Source organism: Pseudomonas sp. MYb118, assembly GCF_040947875.1.
Taxonomy (GTDB): Bacteria; Pseudomonadota; Gammaproteobacteria; order Pseudomonadales; family Pseudomonadaceae; genus Aquipseudomonas.
In genome coordinates this window covers 2,444,471-2,461,186 of the sequence record NZ_JBFRXN010000002.1, presented here as the reverse complement: position 1 = coordinate 2,461,186, position 16,716 = coordinate 2,444,471, and the positions used below count along the sequence as shown (strand labels likewise).

Sequence of the window (16,716 nt, the reverse complement as noted above, 5' to 3'; positions counted from 1 at the left end):
ATTGAAGGGAATCAGGAAGAGGTCACCCGACCACGGCAAAACCGGACAATTTTTTTCAGGCGGGTACAACGGTCACCCAATAGTTCGTCACATAGCGCACCTGCACGGGGAAGCTCAACGCCAGGGCGGACAGGGCGGCATCAATGTCATTGAGTTGGAAGGCGCCCGAAATCTGCAGGTCGGCCACCTCGTCGGCACAGCGCAACCAGCCGGAACGGTAGCGTCCAAGCTCCTTGATGACATCGGCAAGGCGCATGCGGTTGACCCGCAGCACGCCGTTCACCCAATCGACTGACGGTGCTGCGCTCAGTGGCACGACACTCGTCCCGCTCACCCGCGCCTGGCCACCGGCGGCAACCAGCAGATGGATGTCCGCAGCCCCCTGCACGGCGGCAATCACGCTGCCCTGCGCGATTTGCAACAGATCGTGGTCATCGAACTGGCGGACAGAGAACCGCGTGCCTTGGGGCGTAAATGTTCCAAAGGACGAGTCGACGACCATGGGCCGCTGATCGCTCGCCGTCGCGACGAACAGTTCGCCCTTGCGCAAGATCAAACGGCGCTGGGTGTCGCTGTACTGGATATCGACTGCACTGTCGGTGTTCAGGCTGATCACGCTGCCATCGGCCAGTTTGATGTGCCGCACCTCACCGACGCCGGTGCGCAGGTCTGCGGTCAACGCGCCGTAGGTTTGAGTACGAGGCAACCCCAGGCCCAGGGAACCCAGGACGATCAGCGACGACAGCGCTCCAAGCGCTGTGCGTCGGCTGACCATGGCTGGCCGTTGCAACACGTCGCGCGACAGGCTGCGCGGCAGCGTCTTGAGTTGATGGGTGACTTGCGCCGCGAGCAACCAGGCGCGTTCGTTTTCCTCGCTCGCGGCTCGCCACTGTTCGAAAGCCCGGCGCTCTTCTTCGCTCGGCTGCGCATATTGCAAGCGAAGGAACCACTGTGCGGCGATCCGGGCGACAGGACGTGACACCGATGGGCTATTCATACGAGCTCCCGCGAGGCCATGACAATACATTCCTCCAGCGCCCGTGACAGATAACGATGCACCGAACGCACCGTGACGCCCATGACTTCGGCGATCTGCTCCTGGGTGTAGCCTTCCAGTTGCGCCAGCAGAAAGGCGCGCCGGACCTTTTCGGGCAAACCGCACAGCAACGCATCCACCGCGTTCAAGGCTTCCAGCACCGCCGCATGGTGCTCCGCAGAGGGCACCTCTTCCGGCGGGACGGTGGCCAACGCCTCAAGGTACGCGCGCTCCAGGGAACGTCGGCGGTAAAGGTTGAGCATCAGGCGTCGGGCGATGGTCGACAGGTAGGCACGGGGCTCACGCAAATCCTGAGCCGCGACACTGCCGGTCAACAAACGCAGGAAGGTTTCCTGGCTGAGGTCGGCCGCATCGCAGCGACTCTGGACCTGACGGAACAGCCAACCCACCAGCCATGAGTGATGGCTGCGGTAGAGCTGTTGCACATCTGGCGAATCAGGCATCGGCGATCAGTCGGAGGATAATTTGAGAATAATTCTCATTTTATGCAAAAGCCTGCCCCGTAGGCAATTACAAACATTCGCGGCGCCAACGCTCTAGCTCGAGGTTTTCCCCAACAATTTGCCGACGGTGTTCACCACCAGCGCAGCGACCATGCCGACCAGGGCACCGACAACGCAGTGAATGCCCAGCTCGGCGAGGGTTTTCCAGCCGCCGGCGCCCTCCACCAGTCCGTCGACGAAATGCACCAGCGGCGTGATGCCCTCGGTGACGAAGGCACCGCCGACCAGGAACATGGCCAGCGTGCCGATCCACGACAATGCTTTCATCAGCCATGGCGCGGCCGAGACCAGCCCGCTGCCGAGCTTGCGCACAAAAGTCCCCCAGGCGCCCGTGGACGCGGACCTGGCCAGCACCAGCCCGGCATCGTCCATCCGCACGATCGCGGCGACCAGTCCATACACCCCAACAGTCATGACGATTGCAATGACCACCAGCGTGAGGATCTGCTGCATCAAGGGCGCCTGAGCCACGATGTTCAAGGTGATGACGATGATCTCGGCGCTCAGGATGAAATCGGTGCGGATTGCCCCGGCGACCTTGCGCTTTTCATGGGCGGCCATTTCTTCGGGGCTTCGGGGTTTGTTTTTCCTCGGGCGGCCATCGGCATTCTGTGGCTCGCGGCCAAGCTTCTCGCGTATTGCCTCGAAGCCTTCGTAGCACAGGTACGCACCACCGGCCATGAGCAACCAATGCACCGCCGCCGGTAGTAATGCATTGAGCATCAGCGCGCAGGGCACCAGGATCGCCTTGTTCTTCAAGGAACCCTTGAACACCGCCCACACCACCGGCAACTCGCGATCCGCCTTCATGCCGATGACTTGCTCGGCGTTGACGGCCAGGTCATCACTGAGGACTGTCGCCGATTTTTTCGCGGCCACCTTGCTCATCAGGGAAATGTCGTCCAGCAAGGTGGCGATATCATCCAATAAGGCAAACAGGCTGCTACCGGCCATGGGGATTCCTTCTGGGGGGGCGAATGCAATGAGCTACTGACTGCGCCAGGCGGTTAACGTTTCGTCGGGCAGCGAAGCCTGTCGGCGAAAGCATGAGGCGGTTGAATGAACCACCCGGTCAGGTTTTGCCGATTTATTCCGCGAGCATCTGTAGAATGCCAGCATTGCACCTGATGAGATTTCAACAATGTACGATTGGCTGAACGCCCTGCCCAAGGCAGAACTCCACCTGCACCTCGAAGGTTCGCTGGAGCCTGAGCTGCTGTTCGCCCTGGCCGAACGCAACAAGATCGCGCTGCCGTGGAGCGACGTCGACACCCTGCGCAAGGCCTATGCCTTCAACAACCTGCAAGAATTCCTCGACCTGTACTACCAGGGCGCCGACGTGTTGCGCACCTCGCAGGACTTCTACGACCTGACCTGGGCGTACCTGCTGCGCTGCAAGGCACAGAACGTGATTCACACCGAACCGTTCTTCGACCCGCAGACCCACACCGACCGTGGCATCCCTTTCGAGGTGGTCCTCAACGGCATTGCTGCCGCGCTGAAAGATGGCGAACAGCAACTGGGCATCACCAGTGGCCTGATCCTGAGTTTCCTGCGCCACCTGAGCGAAGACGAAGCACAGAAAACCCTCGACCAGGCGCTGCCGTTTCGCGATGCATTCGTCGCCGTCGGCCTCGACAGTTCGGAAATGGGCCACCCGCCGAGCAAGTTCAAGCGCGTGTTCGACCGTGCCCGTGACGAAGGTTTCCTGACCGTCGCCCACGCTGGCGAGGAAGGCCCGCCGGAGTACATCTGGGAAGCCCTCGACCTGCTGAAAATCCAGCGGATCGACCATGGCGTACGCGCCATCGAAGACGAGCGCCTGATGCAGCGGATCATCGACGAGCAAATCCCGCTGACCGTCTGCCCGCTGTCCAACACCAAGCTGTGCGTGTTCGACCATATGTCACAACACAACATCCTCGACATGCTCGAGCGTGGCGTGAAGGTCACCGTGAACTCCGATGACCCGGCCTACTTCGGTGGCTATGTGACGGAGAACTTCCACGCGCTGTACACCGATCTGGGCATGACCCAGGACCAGGCCAAACGCCTGGCGCAAAACAGCCTGGATGCAAGGTTGGTCAAGCCGTAACCTCGCCGACATGATCGTTCCCACGCTCGGCGTGGGAACGATCAGCATCTACGCCATCTCCAGCTCGGCATCCTTGGCGAAGCGATGGATTTCACGCTGACCGGTCGCGGTGATGTGCAGGGCGCGTGAATCATTCGGCAGGCTCAGCCAGCCGGACTGCATGAACAACTGCAACAGCGCCGCACCGAGCGAGCCACCCATGTGCGGTCGTCTTTCACTCCAGTCGGGACACGCACAGGCCGCCTTGCTGGTGCTGTGCGCCAATGCCTGGACGAACACACCGCGGTTCGCCAGTTCGGTGGCGCCCTTGTGCGTGATCGACACCCGATGATCGAACTGCTCGATCCAGCCCGCGTCCAGCAGGCGCTGGTAGAGGTCCGCGGCCAGCGTGCCGCCCAGGTGATCGTCACACAGGCGTGCACGCAACAACGACGAAGGCGCAGTCTGGCGAATCGGGACAGGCGCGGTGTTGCGCTTGAACACTTCGGGAATGTCCCGCGGGGTACTGGCGATCGTCGCACTGGCCAGCGCCTCTATCGCCGCGCCGACCTCGGGTGCGGCCAGGCGGAAGAATCGCTTGCGACCACGGGTCTCGACCTTCAACAGTCCCCCGGCGGACAAACGCCCAAGGTGCGCACTGGCCGAGGACGGCGACAGCCGGGCCAGCAGGGCCAGTTCTTCGGTCTGCCGCGCCGCGCCGTCCATCAAGGCCCACATCATTGCGCTGCGCTTAGGGTCAGACAGCAATGTGGCAATCTGGCTGATGCAAGGTGCATGTTCCATGTATTCACTCCCTGTTGAATCGTTTCGTCTACTGCTCAGAGATATCTTGACCAGTAATGTGTCGTCGGCCAAGACGCGGAAACCGCCATAAACCGGGCAAAGCCATCCACTCACCCAAGCACTGCTTCGTCGACCTTGCATAAGGCAGGGGATTGACCGCAGAGCCTGACCGCCTCGAACGCGGACTCGCCACGCGAACTCGACGGTGCGCACATGAGGCGGGCGCTAGTATAAGCGGGTTGATCCGCTGTTCCTGCCCCCCGGAAACCATTGGTGGTGATTGATCCTGAGAGAAATTTCGCTATTTTCCTGCGACTAATGATCAGCCCCTGCCAAGCCGGGAAATTGACCGCCCAAACGAGTACATCGGCTGGCAAGCATTTCCCGTAAAAGGTTCACCGGCTTACTCAACTGTGCGCGATGGGCGCACAGCAAATTCAGCGGTGCACGTTCACCGAGCAACTCGGGCATCAACACTTTCAAGCGTCCGGCCAGCACATCGGCGGCGACATCGAGCCAGGACTTGTAGGCAATCCCGGCACCCGACACCGCCCACAAGCGCACCACATCGGCGTCGTCACTGAAGCGGTCGCCACTGACGGTCAGGCTGACTTCGCGCTTGCCGTCGTGGAAACTCCAGTGGTCGTGAACCCGGCTGCCGAGCATGTACAAAAGGCAATTGTGCTGCGCCAGTTGTTCGAGCTGGCGCGGCTCGCCGTGCCTGGCCAGGTAACCCGGCGCGGCGCACAACACCCGACGGTTCTGTGCGGCGATGGGCAGCGCCACCAGGCTGGAGTCCTCCGGCTCGCCATATCGCAGGGCGATGTCCACCGGCTGGCGGAACAGGTCGGCGATGCGGTCGCCCAGCAGCAGCCGTACGGTCAGTTGCGGATGCTCGCGCTGGAACTCGTCCAGCCAGGGCAACAACAGGTTGCGGCCAAAATCCGAGGGCGCCGACAGTTGCAACACACCGCTGACCTGATCCTGACCACGGGCCAGCAAGCGGCGGCCTTCGTCGAGATTGCTCAGTGCCGCCCGGGCATACTCGAGAAACCCCTCGCCTTCGGCGGTCAAGCGCAGGCTGCGCGTCGAACGTGCGAGCAGCCGGGCGCCCAGCTGCTGCTCGATGCGCTTCAATGCCGCGCTGGCCACCGCTGCGGACATGTCCATACCCCGCGCGGCCGCCGACAGACTGCCCAGGTCCGCCGCCCGGACAAACAGCTGCAAGTCATCAAAACGCATCATTGCGCAGCCCCATTATCAAAAAAATATTGAAAGAGACTGCTCTTTTAGCGGGTTTTATCTTGCAGAGAAATAGCCAATCATCTGTCCCATCGCAATCACTTCACTTCTGGAGTCGACCATGTCCCAGCCTTTCACCGCCATTGCCACACTGATCGCCAAAGCCGGCCAGCAGGACGCCCTCGAGCAGCACCTGCGTGCACTGCTGGAGCCGACCCGCGCCGAAGCCGGCTGCGGCCAATACGATCTGCATCAAGACCTGGCCAACCCGCTGGCCTTCTACATGATCGAACAGTGGAGCAGCGATGAAGCGTTGCAGGCCCACGACGCCAGCGCACACATCCAGCACTTTCGCGCCACGGCCGGCGAGCTGATCGAACACTTCGATCTCAAGCGCCTGCGCGCACTGGTTTGATCCCTTCTTTACATGACTCAGGAATCCACAATGAAAGCCATTGCCTATTACGCGTCTTTGCCGATCAGCGACGAAAAATCCCTGCAGGACATCGAACTGCCAGAGCCGGTCGCCGGCCCGCGTGACCTGCTGGTGGAAGTCAAAGCCATCTCGGTCAATCCGGTGGACACCAAGGTGCGCCAGAACGTCCAGCCTGAAGGTGGCGCGGCCAAGGTGCTGGGCTGGGACGTCGCCGGCGTGGTCAAGGCGGTCGGCAGTGAAGTGACATTGTTCAAGGCCGGCGACAAGGTGTTCTATGCCGGCTCCATCGCCCGCGCCGGCGGCAACAGCGAGCTGCACGTGGTGGACGAGCGCATCGTTGGCCACATGCCCAAGACCCTGGGTTTCGCCGAAGCCGCCGCCCTGCCGCTGACCGCCATCACCGCGTGGGAACTGCTGTTCGAACGCCTGCAGATTCGCGAAGGTAAAACCGATGAAGGCCAGAGCCTGCTGATCGTCGGCGCGGCGGGTGGCGTGGGGTCGATCCTGACCCAACTGGCCAGCCAGTTGACCGGCCTCAAGGTCATCGGCACCGCTTCTCGTCCACAAACCCAGGACTGGGTACGTGAACTGGGCGCCGACCTGGTGGTCGATCACAGCCAGCCATTGAGCGAAGCCCTGAAACGCGCAGACGTTGCGCAGGTGACCCACGTCGCCAGCCTGACCCAGACCGATCACCACCTGGATCAGTTGGTCGAGGCCCTGGCGCCACAAGGCAAGCTCGCGCTGATCGACGATCCGAAAGCGCTGGACGTGACCAAGCTCAAGCGCAAGAGCCTGTCGCTGCACTGGGAGTTCATGTACACCCGTTCGCTGTTCGAAACGCCAGACATGCTCGAGCAACACAAACTGCTCAACCGGGTCGCCGGACTGATCGACGCCGGGACGCTGAAAACCACCGTCGGCGAGCACTTCGGAACGATCAATGCCGCGAACCTGCGCCGTGCCCATGCACTGCTCGAAAGCGGCAAAGCCAAGGGCAAGATCGTGCTGGAAGGCTTCTGAAACACGTTGAAACAAGCGTCGCCCGCAGGGGCGACGCCGTCAGTCTGAACGTTGATCGTCGTCATGGTTTTGCTTGCATGGGGGTCTACAATCGTGGTCTCTGCGATGCAATCTTTTAACCGAGGAGGTCAGCAATGAAGATCCTGATAAAAGAATTGTCCAAGTCCCAGTGGCAAGTCCGCCTGGACCAAACTGCGGTGACGTTCCGCAGTGAAGCCGAAGCCCGCGCGTTTACTCGCACCCTTGAAGCACGCTTGCACGCCCCTCACCCAATGCCTGTCCTCCAGCAGCATCGCGCTGCTGGCTGACGCCCTCAGACCTGGGCTTGCGCCAGCGCCCGGGCATTTTGCAGGCGCCGGGTGAGCATCGCCGCACTCACCACCAGAATTGCACACAGGCTGATGACCATGGCCATCGGCATGGCGCTGCCGTCATACAGAATTCCCACCAGCGACGCCGCTCCGGCGGCGACGCTGAATTGCAGGCACCCGAGCAAAGCTGACGCGCTACCGGCACGCGCGCCCTGGCCGGTCATGGCACAGGCCGAGGCGTTGGGCAGGATGCAGCCGAGGCTGGAAATGCAGATGAATAGCGGCACCAGCAACGGCCACAGTTGCTCGGTGTGCAATGCACTGACGGCCAGCAGGGCCAGGGCCGCCGCCAGATAAATCCACACGGTACGCGCCAGCAGGAATGCCGGACCCCGCTTGGCCAGCAGCCGCGCATTGACCTGCGCCACCAGGATGAAACCCGCCGCGTTGGTGCCGAACAACCAGCCGAAGTGTTCGGCCGGCACGCCATACAGCTTGATGAATACGTAAGGGGAACCGGCGATGTAAGCGAACATCCCGGCGATGGCGATGCCACCGGTCAGGGCATGGCCGAGGTAAATCGGGTCTTTCAGCAAGCGGCCGTACTGGCGCAGCGCACCCGACAGCGGTTGACGCGGCAGATGCGCCGGCATGCTTTCCGGCAATCCCAGTGCCACGGCCAGGCCCGCGAGCGCGCTGAACCCGGTCAGTGCGAGAAAGATCGACTGCCAGCCCGTGGTGTTGACCAGCAAGCCACCCAGCATCGGCGCGAGAATCGGCGCCAGGCCCATGACCAGCATCAGTTGCGAAAAGACCTTGGCTGAACCCACCGCGTCGCACTTGTCACTGACCACCGCCCGCGAGATCACCATCCCCGCGCAGCCACCGAGGGCCTGGACGAAACGTGCCGCCATCAGCCATTCCAGGCTCGGTGCATAGGCGCACGCCAGGGACGCGAGGGTGAACAGGCCGACGCCGGTCAACAACGGGATACGCCGACCGAAACGATCCGCCACCGGACCGTAGGCCAGCTGACCGATGGACAGGCCGAGGAAATAGGCCGCCAGCGTCAGCTGGACATGTTGCTCATCGGTGCCGAATGCCAGCGCCATCGCCGGGAAGGCCGGCAGGTAGAAGTCGATCGCGAGCGGCCCGAAAGCGCTCAGGGCGCCAAGAATCAGAATGGTACGGAGGTTCATCAGGCATCCAGTGCGGCTGAGGTCTGCGGCCCCCTATTCTAGCTGCGCGGGGGCGCCTTGAATATTCCGATAGTTGGCTAACGATCAAAAACGCTCGGATCAATGATCTCAAGCAACTTTCACTTCATACCCTTCTTCACTGATCGCCGCGATCACCTGTTCGGCGGTCAGGTTACTCTCGACCCCCACTTCCTTCGCCGCCAGATCGACCCGAACACTGGCCGCCGGATCCACCGCCTGCAACGCCTGGGTAATGGCTTTGACACAGTGACCGCAGGACATGCCCTGAACATTGAAGACTTGCATGGAACAGCTCCTTTGAGTGAGGTTGCGGACAGTTTCGACCTTTCCACCATGGCAAGGTCAAGTTCTGACATTCGCTGCCGGGCTGGCAATCGTCGCCGCGCTCGGCCAAGCTACGCCCATCAATGAATCGAATCGTGGAGATTCAGCCATGCGCTGGTCAGCTTTCAGCCTGTTTGGCTTGCTCAGTCTTTTCGCCGCCGTGCCCTCGGCCAATGCCGCCGGTGAGGACTACGGTGTCCTGATCATTTCCCGCGAGCGCCTGGAAGTCGCGACCAGTTGCGAAATCGGCGTGTACATCCAGGATCAGCTGTCGGCCCGGCTGTTCCAGGAGCAGAGCACTTCGTTCAACCTGCCACCGGGCAATGTCTCGCTGCGGCTCAAGCTGCTGCCGGGTCAGGTGCCGGGCTGCAACCCAGGCATGCTCGCGCCGGGTTCGCAGGACATCACGCTCAAGGCCGGGGACGTGCAGAAGTACCGCATCGCGATGACCCGCGAAGGCATGTACCTCAAGCGTGCAGCCCTGGATTACTGACAGCGGGATTGATCTGCGACATGGCGCTTGACCTTGCCCGCATGGCAAGGTTGATCCTGTAGGCATCTTCTACAGGGAGCGCGACCGATGTCCGAATCCACTACTTTCGATCTGCCGATTGCCGGCATGACCTGCGCCAGTTGCGCCGGGCGTGTCGAGCGTGCCTTGAGCAAAGTCATCGGCGCCTCGGCCGTCAGTGTCAACCTGGCCACCGAACAGGCGCGGGTCCAGGCCCCCAGCGACAGCCTGCCAGCGTTGATGGCGGCGGTCGCGCAAGCCGGCTACAGCGTGCCGCAACACAGCCTGGAACTGAGCATCGACGGCATGACTTGCGCCTCCTGCGTCGGGCGGGTCGAACGGGCGCTGAGCAAAGTGCCGGGGGTGAAAAGCGTCAGCGTCAACCTGGCCAACGAGCGCGCTCACCTCGAATTGCTCGGGCAGATCACTCCACAAACGCTCATCGACGCCGTGAGCAAGGCCGGCTACAGCGCCAGCGTCTGGCAGGCCGAACACCCGCAGCTCGACACGCAACAGCAGCGCCTGCACCGTGAGCGCTGGGCGCTGATCCTGGCCATCGCCCTCGCCTTGCCGCTGGTGCTGCCGATGCTGCTGCAACCTTTCGGTGTGCACTGGATGCTGCCAGCTTGGGCGCAGTTTGCCCTGGCCACCCCGGTGCAATTCATTTTCGGTGCGCGCTTTTATGTGGCGGCGTGGAAAGCCGTGCGCGCCGGGGCCGGCAACATGGACCTGCTGGTCGCTCTCGGCACCAGCGCCGGCTACGGCTTGAGCCTCTACGAATGGGCCACCGCCGACGGGGGCATGCCGCATCTGTATTTCGAAGCGTCGGCGGTGGTGATCGCGCTGGTGCTGCTGGGCAAATACCTGGAAAGCCGCGCCAAACGCCAGACCGCCAGCGCCATTCGCGCCCTGGAAGCGTTGCGCCCGGAACGCGCGACCCAGGTGATCGACGGCCGCGAGCAGGACGTCGCCATCAGCGCCTTGCGCCTCGATGACCTGGTGCTGGTCAAACCCGGCGAGCGTTTTCCGGTGGACGGTGAAGTGGTCGAAGGCCAGAGCCACGCCGACGAAGCGCTGATCAGCGGCGAGAGCCTGCCGGTGCCCAAACAACCGGGCGACAAGGTCACCGGTGGCGCGATCAATGGCGAAGGCCGCTTGCTGGTGCGCACCCAGGCCCTGGGCGCGGAAACCGTGCTGGCGCGCATCATCCGCCTGGTCGAGGACGCCCAGGCGGCGAAAGCACCGATCCAGAAGCTGGTGGATAAAGTCAGCCAAGTGTTCGTGCCGACGGTCCTGCTGATTGCCTTGGCCACCCTGATCGGCTGGTGGCTGTATGGCGCGCCGATGGAGACCGCGCTGATCAATGCCGTCGCGGTACTGGTGATCGCCTGCCCCTGCGCCCTCGGCCTGGCCACACCGACCGCGATCATGGCGGGCACCGGCGTGGCGGCGCGTCACGGGATTCTGATCAAGGACGCCGAAGCGCTGGAGCGCGCCCATGAAGTCAGCGCGGTGGTGTTCGACAAGACCGGCACGCTGACGTCGGGCGCGCCACGCATCGCCCACTTGAGCGCCGTCGACGGGGACGAAGGCCGCCTGCTGCAGATGGCCGGCGCCTTGCAACGGGGCAGTGAACACCCGCTGGCCAAGGCCGTACTGGACGCCTGCGCCGAACGCGGCCTGAACGTGGCGGACGTCAGCGACAGCCAATCGCTGACCGGCCGCGGCATCGCCGGCACCCTCGACGGCCGGCGCCTGGCGCTGGGCAATCGGCGCCTGCTGGAAGAAAGCGGGCTGGCTGCCGGCGACTTGGCTGATCGCGCCAGCGCCTGGGAAACCGAAGGCCGCACCCTGTCCTGGCTCATCGCACTCACACCACAACCGCAGGTGCTGGGCCTGTTCGCGTTCGGCGACACCCTCAAGCCCGGTGCGTTGCAAACGGTGCAACAACTGGGCAGTCAGCAGATCAGCAGCCACCTGCTGACCGGCGACAATCGCGGCAGCGCCAAGGTGGTAGCCGAGGCGCTCGGCATCGCCGATGTCCACGCCGAGGTCCTGCCCGCCGATAAAGCCGCCACTGTCGCGGCGCTGAAAAAATCCGCGGTGGTGGCGATGGTCGGCGACGGCATCAACGATGCTCCCGCCCTGGCCGCCGCCGACATCGGTATCGCCATGGGCGGCGGCACCGACGTCGCCATGCATGCCGCCGGGATCACCCTGATGCGCGGCGACCCGCGCCTGGTGCCGGCCGCCCTGGAAATCAGCCGCAAGACCTACGCGAAGATCCGCCAGAACCTGTTCTGGGCTTTCGTCTACAACCTCATCGGCATTCCGCTGGCGGCGCTGGGCTTTCTCAACCCGGTGCTGGCCGGGGCGGCGATGGCGTTGTCGAGCGTCAGCGTAGTGAGCAATGCGTTACTGTTGAAAACCTGGAAACCCAAGGACCTGGAGGACAACCGATGAACATCGGCCAAGCAGCCCGGCAGAGCGGCCTGAGCGCGAAGATGATTCGTTACTACGAGTCCATCGGGCTGCTCAAGGCGGCCCATCGCACCGACAGCGGCTACCGCGTTTATGGCGATGACGACTTGCACACCCTGGCGTTCATCAAGCGCTCGCGGGACCTGGGGTTTTCCCTGGAAGAGGTCGGCAAGCTATTGGCCCTGTGGCAGGACCGCCAGCGCGCCAGTGCCGATGTGAAAGCATTGGCGCGCCAGCACATCGAGGAGCTGGAGCAGAAGATCCGCGAACTGGGGCAGTTGCGCGATACCTTGCAGGACCTGGTGGAACATTGTCAGGGCGATCACCGGCCGGACTGCCCGATCCTGAAGAATCTGGCTTCGGGGTGTTGTGCCTGAAGATTGTTCATTGCCTGGGAGGCCGCCATCGCGGGCAAGCCCGCTCCTACAGGTGCAGCGTGATCCCTGTGGGAGCGGGCTTGCCCGCGATGAGGCCCTGAAAAACACCACCCCACCAAAACCATGCCCACAAAAAACCGGCCGAAGCCGGTTTTTTGATTCAACGCCTCACTGCAACCAAGGCGGTGGCGGCTCTTCGCCCTTGTTCGGTGGCGCATCATCCGCCGCACGGGCGGCCTGTTTGCGCTCTTCGTCGCGGCGCGCCGCTTCGATCTCGCGCATCACCCCACCGACATCGGCCAGTTCCTCGGTATCGGCGAATTCGCCGGTCAGGACGCTGTTGGGCTGCAAGGTGCCGGCTTCGTACAACGCCCACATTTCCTTGGCGTAGCGGGTGTTTTTCAGCTCCGGGGCAAACCGTCCGAAGTAGGACGCCATGTTGCCCACGTCCCGCTCCAGCATGCTGAAGGCGTGGTTGTTACCCGCCGCGTCCACCGCCTGCGGCAGGTCGATGATGACCGGGCCGTTGGGCGTCAGCAGCACGTTGAACTCGGACAAGTCACCGTGCACCAGACCGGTACACAACATCAGCACGATCTGCGAAATGAGGAACGCGTGATACTCGCGCGCCTGTTCCGGCTCCAGCACCACGTCGTTCAGGCGCGGGGCCGCATCGCCGTACTCGTCGGCCACCAGCTCCATCAGCAGCACGCCTTCGAGGAAGTCATACGGCTTGGGCACCCGCACACCGGCATTGGCCAGGCGGAACAACGCCGCCACTTCGGCGTTCTGCCAGGCGTCTTCGGCCTCCTTGCGACCGAACTTGGAGCCCTTGGCCATGGCCCGGGCCTGCCGACTGTTGCGGACCTTGCGGCCTTCCTGATACTCGGCCGCCTGGCGGAAACTGCGTTTGTTCGCCTCCTTGTAGACCTTCGCGCAACGCACCTGATTGCCGCAGCGCACCACATACACAGCTGCTTCTTTACCACTCATGAGTGGGCGCAGCACCTCGTCGACCAGACCGTCCTCGATCAGGGGTTCAATGCGTTTTGGAGTCTTCATCAGCTTTTATTCTGGGTCCTTTATTACCAAACACGCGTGAGTCATTCGTTATACGGCAATCCACTCATTGGCGGGAGGGGTTGCCGACCTGTGAACTGTGCAGATGCACACAATGTGCCGAAAAAACCGGCCAATGGCGTCGAGTTTCCTCGACCGCCAAGGATCATAGCCGAGCCCACCCTCATTGATGGAGAAGGCATTCGCGGGCATTGACGACAGAGCCCGACATACTGATCAGCGCCTTTCGTAGGATTTTTTTCAACAGCCCTCAATTTCCCTCCCGGGCAGCCGAAGCCCTCAGTAACAAAGTGAATTGTCCGACGATCCCTTCCACAGAAGAAGACGTCGAAACCTCCCAGGATCGGGACTGACACAATCGTTACGGCTGCCAATAATTCCGCGGGTCCTCTGCACTACGTGGGTTACAAGAAAATATGGAGCGCGGATGAACATCAAACAGAAGTTGACGTGGGCGTTTGCAATCATCGCCTGCTTGCCCGTGGTGCTGGTCGCCACCCTCGTGGTCATGAACCTGCGCAGCGATGCCAAGGACGATTTCGTCGACGGCAGCGGCCGCGAGATTCGTCAGGTCAGCAACGCCATGCAGCTGTTTTTCGACGGCATCACCCAGAACGTCGAGTACCTGGCCAACCAGCCGCTGGTCAAGGCGGCTGACGCCAGCGTGAAAAGCCACATGAGCGCTGACGCTGCGCAAATCCCCTTCACGGAAATCGACACCAAACTGTTTGATCTGTTCGCCGCCCTGGCCGCCAGTCATCCGGCGTACTCCTACGTGTCCTACGGCTTGAGCAACGGCGGTTACGCGTTCTGGCCTGGCGACCCGAAAATGGCGAACTACGACCCGCGCGTTCGCCCGTGGTACAAGACGGCAATGGCCAACCCCGGCAAGACCGTGCGCACCGAAGCCTATTACTGGGCCGGTGATGACGCGGTACTGGTCAGTACCGTGCGCGCCGTGGCCAACCAGCTGGGCGCCCAGGGTGGCGTGGTCAACATCGACGTATCGCTCAAGCAGCTCACCGAGATCGTCAAGCAGATCAAGCTGGGTGAAACAGGCTACCTGATGCTGCTGGAAAACAACGGCACCGTGCTGGTGGACCCCAAGCAGCCGGAGCATAACTTCAAGGCGCTGGGCAGCCTCGGCGACGGTTACGCGCAACTGGCCAAGGCCGGCAAGGGCCTGGTGGAAGTCGAACTCAACGGCGAGCGCTACATGGCCAACGTCTGGCCATCGGAGCAACTGGGCTGGACCTTCATCGGCCTGATCAAGCAAAGCGAAGTGATGAGCTCGGCGACCCAACTGACCTGGTTGATCGCCATCATCGCCGCCGTACTGGCCGTGGTCTTCGCCGTGGTCGGCGCCAGCTTCGCCAGCCTCATCGTGCGGCCGATCCGTGGCGTGGCCAGCGGCCTGGAAGGCATCGCCCAGGGCGAAGGTGACCTGACCCAGAGCCTGCAAATCCGCGGTCGCGATGAAACTGCGCAACTGGCCAACTGGTTCAACCAGTTCCTGGCGGCGATCCGCAACCTGATCCAGAGCATTGGTGGCGCGGCGAGCAAAATCCTCGACACCTCCAAGAGCTCCACCCAGGTGTCCCACGACATGGCCGAAGCGGCCGGTCGCCAGCGCGAAGCGGTGGACATGGTGTCCACCGCGTTCCACGAAATGGTCGCCACCGCCAACGAAGTCGCGCGCTCCTGCAGCCAGGCCGCCGAGTCGGCCGACAGCGGCCAGCGCCAGGCCCATGAAGGCCAGCAGCAGATTGATGCGGCCGTGAACAGCGTCGATCGCCTGAGCCAGGAAATCGAACAGTCGGCGCAGTCGATGCAACAACTGGAGCGCGACAGCAACGACATCCAGTCGATCCTCGGGACCATCCGTTCGATCGCCGAACAGACCAACCTGCTGGCCCTCAACGCCGCCATCGAAGCGGCCCGTGCGGGTGAGCAGGGGCGCGGCTTTGCGGTGGTAGCCGATGAAGTGCGGGCACTGGCCAAGCGCACCGCCGACTCCACGGCGGAAATCGACGGTCTGCTCGGCAACCTGGCCCGGCGCACCAGCGAAGTGACCCAGCAGATGCACGCGAGCCTGGAAGTGTCGCAGCAGTCGGTGACCCGCATCGCCGAGGCACGCAGCAGCTTCGGGCAGATTCGTGAGTCGGTGGACGTCATCCGCGACATGAACACCCAGATCGCCACCGCGGCGGAAGAGCAGCACCAGGTGGCCGAAGACATCAACCGCCACATCAGCCAGATTCACGGCGATGCGCAGCTGGTGGCGGAACTGGCGAACTCGGCGCGACTGGATTCCCAGAGCCTGGCGGGGCTGTCCAGTGAGCTGGATGGGTTGGTGCGCAGGTTCAAGACCTGATCTGAACCGGGGTGACCTTATCGCGAGCAGGCTCGCTCCCACAGTACACAAATCCACTGTGGGAGCGAGCCTGCTCGCGATGGGGCATCACTGCCGGAACAACTCTCCTGGGGTAAACCCGAACAACCCCTTGAACGCCGCAATAAACGCCGACGTCGAGTCATACCCACAAGCCAACGCGGTATCGGTCACACTCGCCCCCTCCTCCAGCAGGCTCAGCGACGACAGCAGCCGCATGCGCTGGCGCCAGCCGCGAAAGCTCAAGCCGGTTTCGCGCTGGAACAGGCGCATCAAAGTCTTTTCCGACGTCCCCAGGCGCAGCGCCCATTCTTGCAACGTCACAGTGTGCTCGGGGTTTTCGATCAGTTCGTTGCACAGCCCCAGCAAGCGTTCATGACGCGGCAACGGCAAGGAAAAGCCGACCTCCGGCAGACTCGCCAGCTGATCCAGCAACACACTCACCAACCGCGCCTGCGGACTGTCGCCCTGTGGATACTCCACCGGCAACTGGCAAAAGCTCTTGATCAGTTCCCGCGCCAGCGGCGTCACCTCCAGCACCCGGCAACGGTCTTCGGCCCATAGGCAATCTTCGCGGCGCACATACAGGCTGCGCATCTCGGCGCGCATCGAGGTCACGACCTGATGCTCGAAGTCCGCTGGAATCCAGATGCCCCACTGCGGCGGCGCGAAGAAACTGCCTTCAGCGGTGTGCACGCCGAGTACGCCGCTGATCGCATAGGAAAACTGCACCCAGTCGTGGCGATGTGAGGGCGTCCAGGAGCCGGCGTTGAGGCTTTCGACTCTGGCGTAGAGCGGACGCGGCAAGGCGCCCAGGACCGGGATGCTGCGCTCGAGGGAAAGTTGTCCGTTGGACGGCATTTGCGGGCCTTGTGTTGCTG

General features: G+C 62.8%; 17 protein-coding genes. 8 read left to right on the top strand and 9 right to left on the bottom strand.

The features are described from left to right. Positions 1 to 55 precede the first annotated feature (55 nt). From ABVN20_RS17065 to ABVN20_RS17055, 3 genes are all read right to left on the bottom strand, one after another. The gene (locus tag ABVN20_RS17065) at positions 56 to 997 is read right to left on the bottom strand and encodes a FecR domain-containing protein (RefSeq protein WP_368556885.1); all 942 of its coding nucleotides are present in this window, start codon (positions 995 to 997) and stop codon (positions 56 to 58) included. Further along, positions 994 to 1,500, bottom strand: coding sequence for a sigma-70 family RNA polymerase sigma factor (locus ABVN20_RS17060; protein WP_368556884.1), 507 nt, complete (start codon positions 1,498 to 1,500; stop codon positions 994 to 996). Before ABVN20_RS17060 ends, ABVN20_RS17065 begins: the two co-directional genes overlap by 4 nt. A gap of 93 nt (positions 1,501 to 1,593) precedes the next feature. Continuing rightward, on the bottom strand, positions 1,594 to 2,514 hold the full coding sequence (locus tag ABVN20_RS17055) for a DUF808 domain-containing protein (protein WP_368556883.1): 921 nt from the start codon (positions 2,512 to 2,514) through the stop codon (positions 1,594 to 1,596). Between the two features lie 187 nt (positions 2,515 to 2,701). Between ABVN20_RS17055 and ABVN20_RS17050 the strand changes: the two genes are divergently transcribed. Continuing rightward, entirely contained in the window at positions 2,702 to 3,655 is a 954-nt protein-coding gene (locus tag ABVN20_RS17050) for an adenosine deaminase (RefSeq protein ID WP_368556882.1), read from the top strand. 48 nt (positions 3,656 to 3,703) lie between these two features. Here the strand turns inward: ABVN20_RS17050 and ABVN20_RS17045 are convergent, their stop codons facing one another. After that, positions 3,704 to 4,438 (bottom strand): ArsR/SmtB family transcription factor, encoded by a 735-nt coding sequence (locus ABVN20_RS17045; RefSeq protein ID WP_368556881.1) that lies wholly within the window; start codon positions 4,436 to 4,438, stop codon positions 3,704 to 3,706. A 315-nt stretch (positions 4,439 to 4,753) separates the two neighbouring features. Further along, positions 4,754 to 5,683, bottom strand: a complete 930-nt coding sequence (locus tag ABVN20_RS17040; RefSeq protein ID WP_368556880.1) for a LysR family transcriptional regulator — start codon at positions 5,681 to 5,683, stop codon at positions 4,754 to 4,756. A 118-nt stretch (positions 5,684 to 5,801) separates the two neighbouring features. On the opposite strand from ABVN20_RS17040, the gene ABVN20_RS17035 reads away from it, so the two are divergent. From ABVN20_RS17035 to ABVN20_RS17025, 3 genes are all read left to right on the top strand, one after another. After that, positions 5,802 to 6,095, top strand: a complete 294-nt coding sequence (locus ABVN20_RS17035; protein WP_368556879.1) for a putative quinol monooxygenase — start codon at positions 5,802 to 5,804, stop codon at positions 6,093 to 6,095. A gap of 30 nt (positions 6,096 to 6,125) precedes the next feature. Then, positions 6,126 to 7,139: a zinc-binding alcohol dehydrogenase family protein gene (locus ABVN20_RS17030; protein WP_368556878.1), complete on the top strand. Its 1,014-nt coding sequence runs from the start codon at positions 6,126 to 6,128 to the stop codon at positions 7,137 to 7,139. Between the two features lie 134 nt (positions 7,140 to 7,273). Then, positions 7,274 to 7,447, top strand: a complete 174-nt coding sequence (locus ABVN20_RS17025) for a hypothetical protein (protein WP_368556877.1) — start codon at positions 7,274 to 7,276, stop codon at positions 7,445 to 7,447. Positions 7,448 to 7,452: 5 nt separating this feature from the next. Here the strand turns inward: ABVN20_RS17025 and ABVN20_RS17020 are convergent, their stop codons facing one another. Beyond that, positions 7,453 to 8,649, bottom strand: coding sequence for a multidrug effflux MFS transporter (locus ABVN20_RS17020; protein WP_368556876.1), 1,197 nt, complete (start codon positions 8,647 to 8,649; stop codon positions 7,453 to 7,455). Positions 8,650 to 8,757: 108 nt separating this feature from the next. After that, entirely contained in the window at positions 8,758 to 8,955 is a 198-nt protein-coding gene (locus ABVN20_RS17015) for a heavy-metal-associated domain-containing protein (protein ID WP_368556875.1), read from the bottom strand. 148 nt (positions 8,956 to 9,103) lie between these two features. Here ABVN20_RS17015 and ABVN20_RS17010 point away from each other — a divergent pair, with 148 nt between their 5' ends. The 3 genes from ABVN20_RS17010 to cueR all read left to right on the top strand — a co-directional run bounded on the left by ABVN20_RS17010 (position 9,104) and on the right by cueR (position 12,363). Beyond that, complete coding sequence (locus ABVN20_RS17010) at positions 9,104 to 9,487, top strand: hypothetical protein (RefSeq protein ID WP_368556874.1); 384 nt, start codon at positions 9,104 to 9,106, stop codon at positions 9,485 to 9,487. Between the two features lie 87 nt (positions 9,488 to 9,574). Continuing rightward, the gene (locus tag ABVN20_RS17005; protein WP_368556873.1) at positions 9,575 to 11,968 is read left to right on the top strand and encodes a heavy metal translocating P-type ATPase; all 2,394 of its coding nucleotides are present in this window, start codon (positions 9,575 to 9,577) and stop codon (positions 11,966 to 11,968) included. Further along, entirely contained in the window at positions 11,965 to 12,363 is a 399-nt protein-coding gene (gene cueR / locus ABVN20_RS17000) for a Cu(I)-responsive transcriptional regulator (protein WP_368556872.1), read from the top strand. The genes ABVN20_RS17005 and cueR overlap by 4 nt, the downstream gene beginning before the upstream one ends. A 168-nt stretch (positions 12,364 to 12,531) precedes the next feature. Here cueR and ABVN20_RS16995 read toward each other — a convergent pair whose 3' ends face one another. Next, positions 12,532 to 13,425: a PA4780 family RIO1-like protein kinase gene (locus ABVN20_RS16995; protein WP_368556871.1), complete on the bottom strand. Its 894-nt coding sequence runs from the start codon at positions 13,423 to 13,425 to the stop codon at positions 12,532 to 12,534. Positions 13,426 to 13,870: 445 nt separating this feature from the next. On the opposite strand from ABVN20_RS16995, the gene ABVN20_RS16990 reads away from it, so the two are divergent. Next, positions 13,871 to 15,817 (top strand): methyl-accepting chemotaxis protein, encoded by a 1,947-nt coding sequence (locus tag ABVN20_RS16990; protein ID WP_368556870.1) that lies wholly within the window; start codon positions 13,871 to 13,873, stop codon positions 15,815 to 15,817. An 87-nt stretch (positions 15,818 to 15,904) separates the two neighbouring features. Here ABVN20_RS16990 and ABVN20_RS16985 read toward each other — a convergent pair whose 3' ends face one another. After that, on the bottom strand, positions 15,905 to 16,696 hold the full coding sequence (locus ABVN20_RS16985) for a helix-turn-helix transcriptional regulator (RefSeq protein ID WP_368556869.1): 792 nt from the start codon (positions 16,694 to 16,696) through the stop codon (positions 15,905 to 15,907). Positions 16,697 to 16,716: the final 20 nt, after the last annotated feature.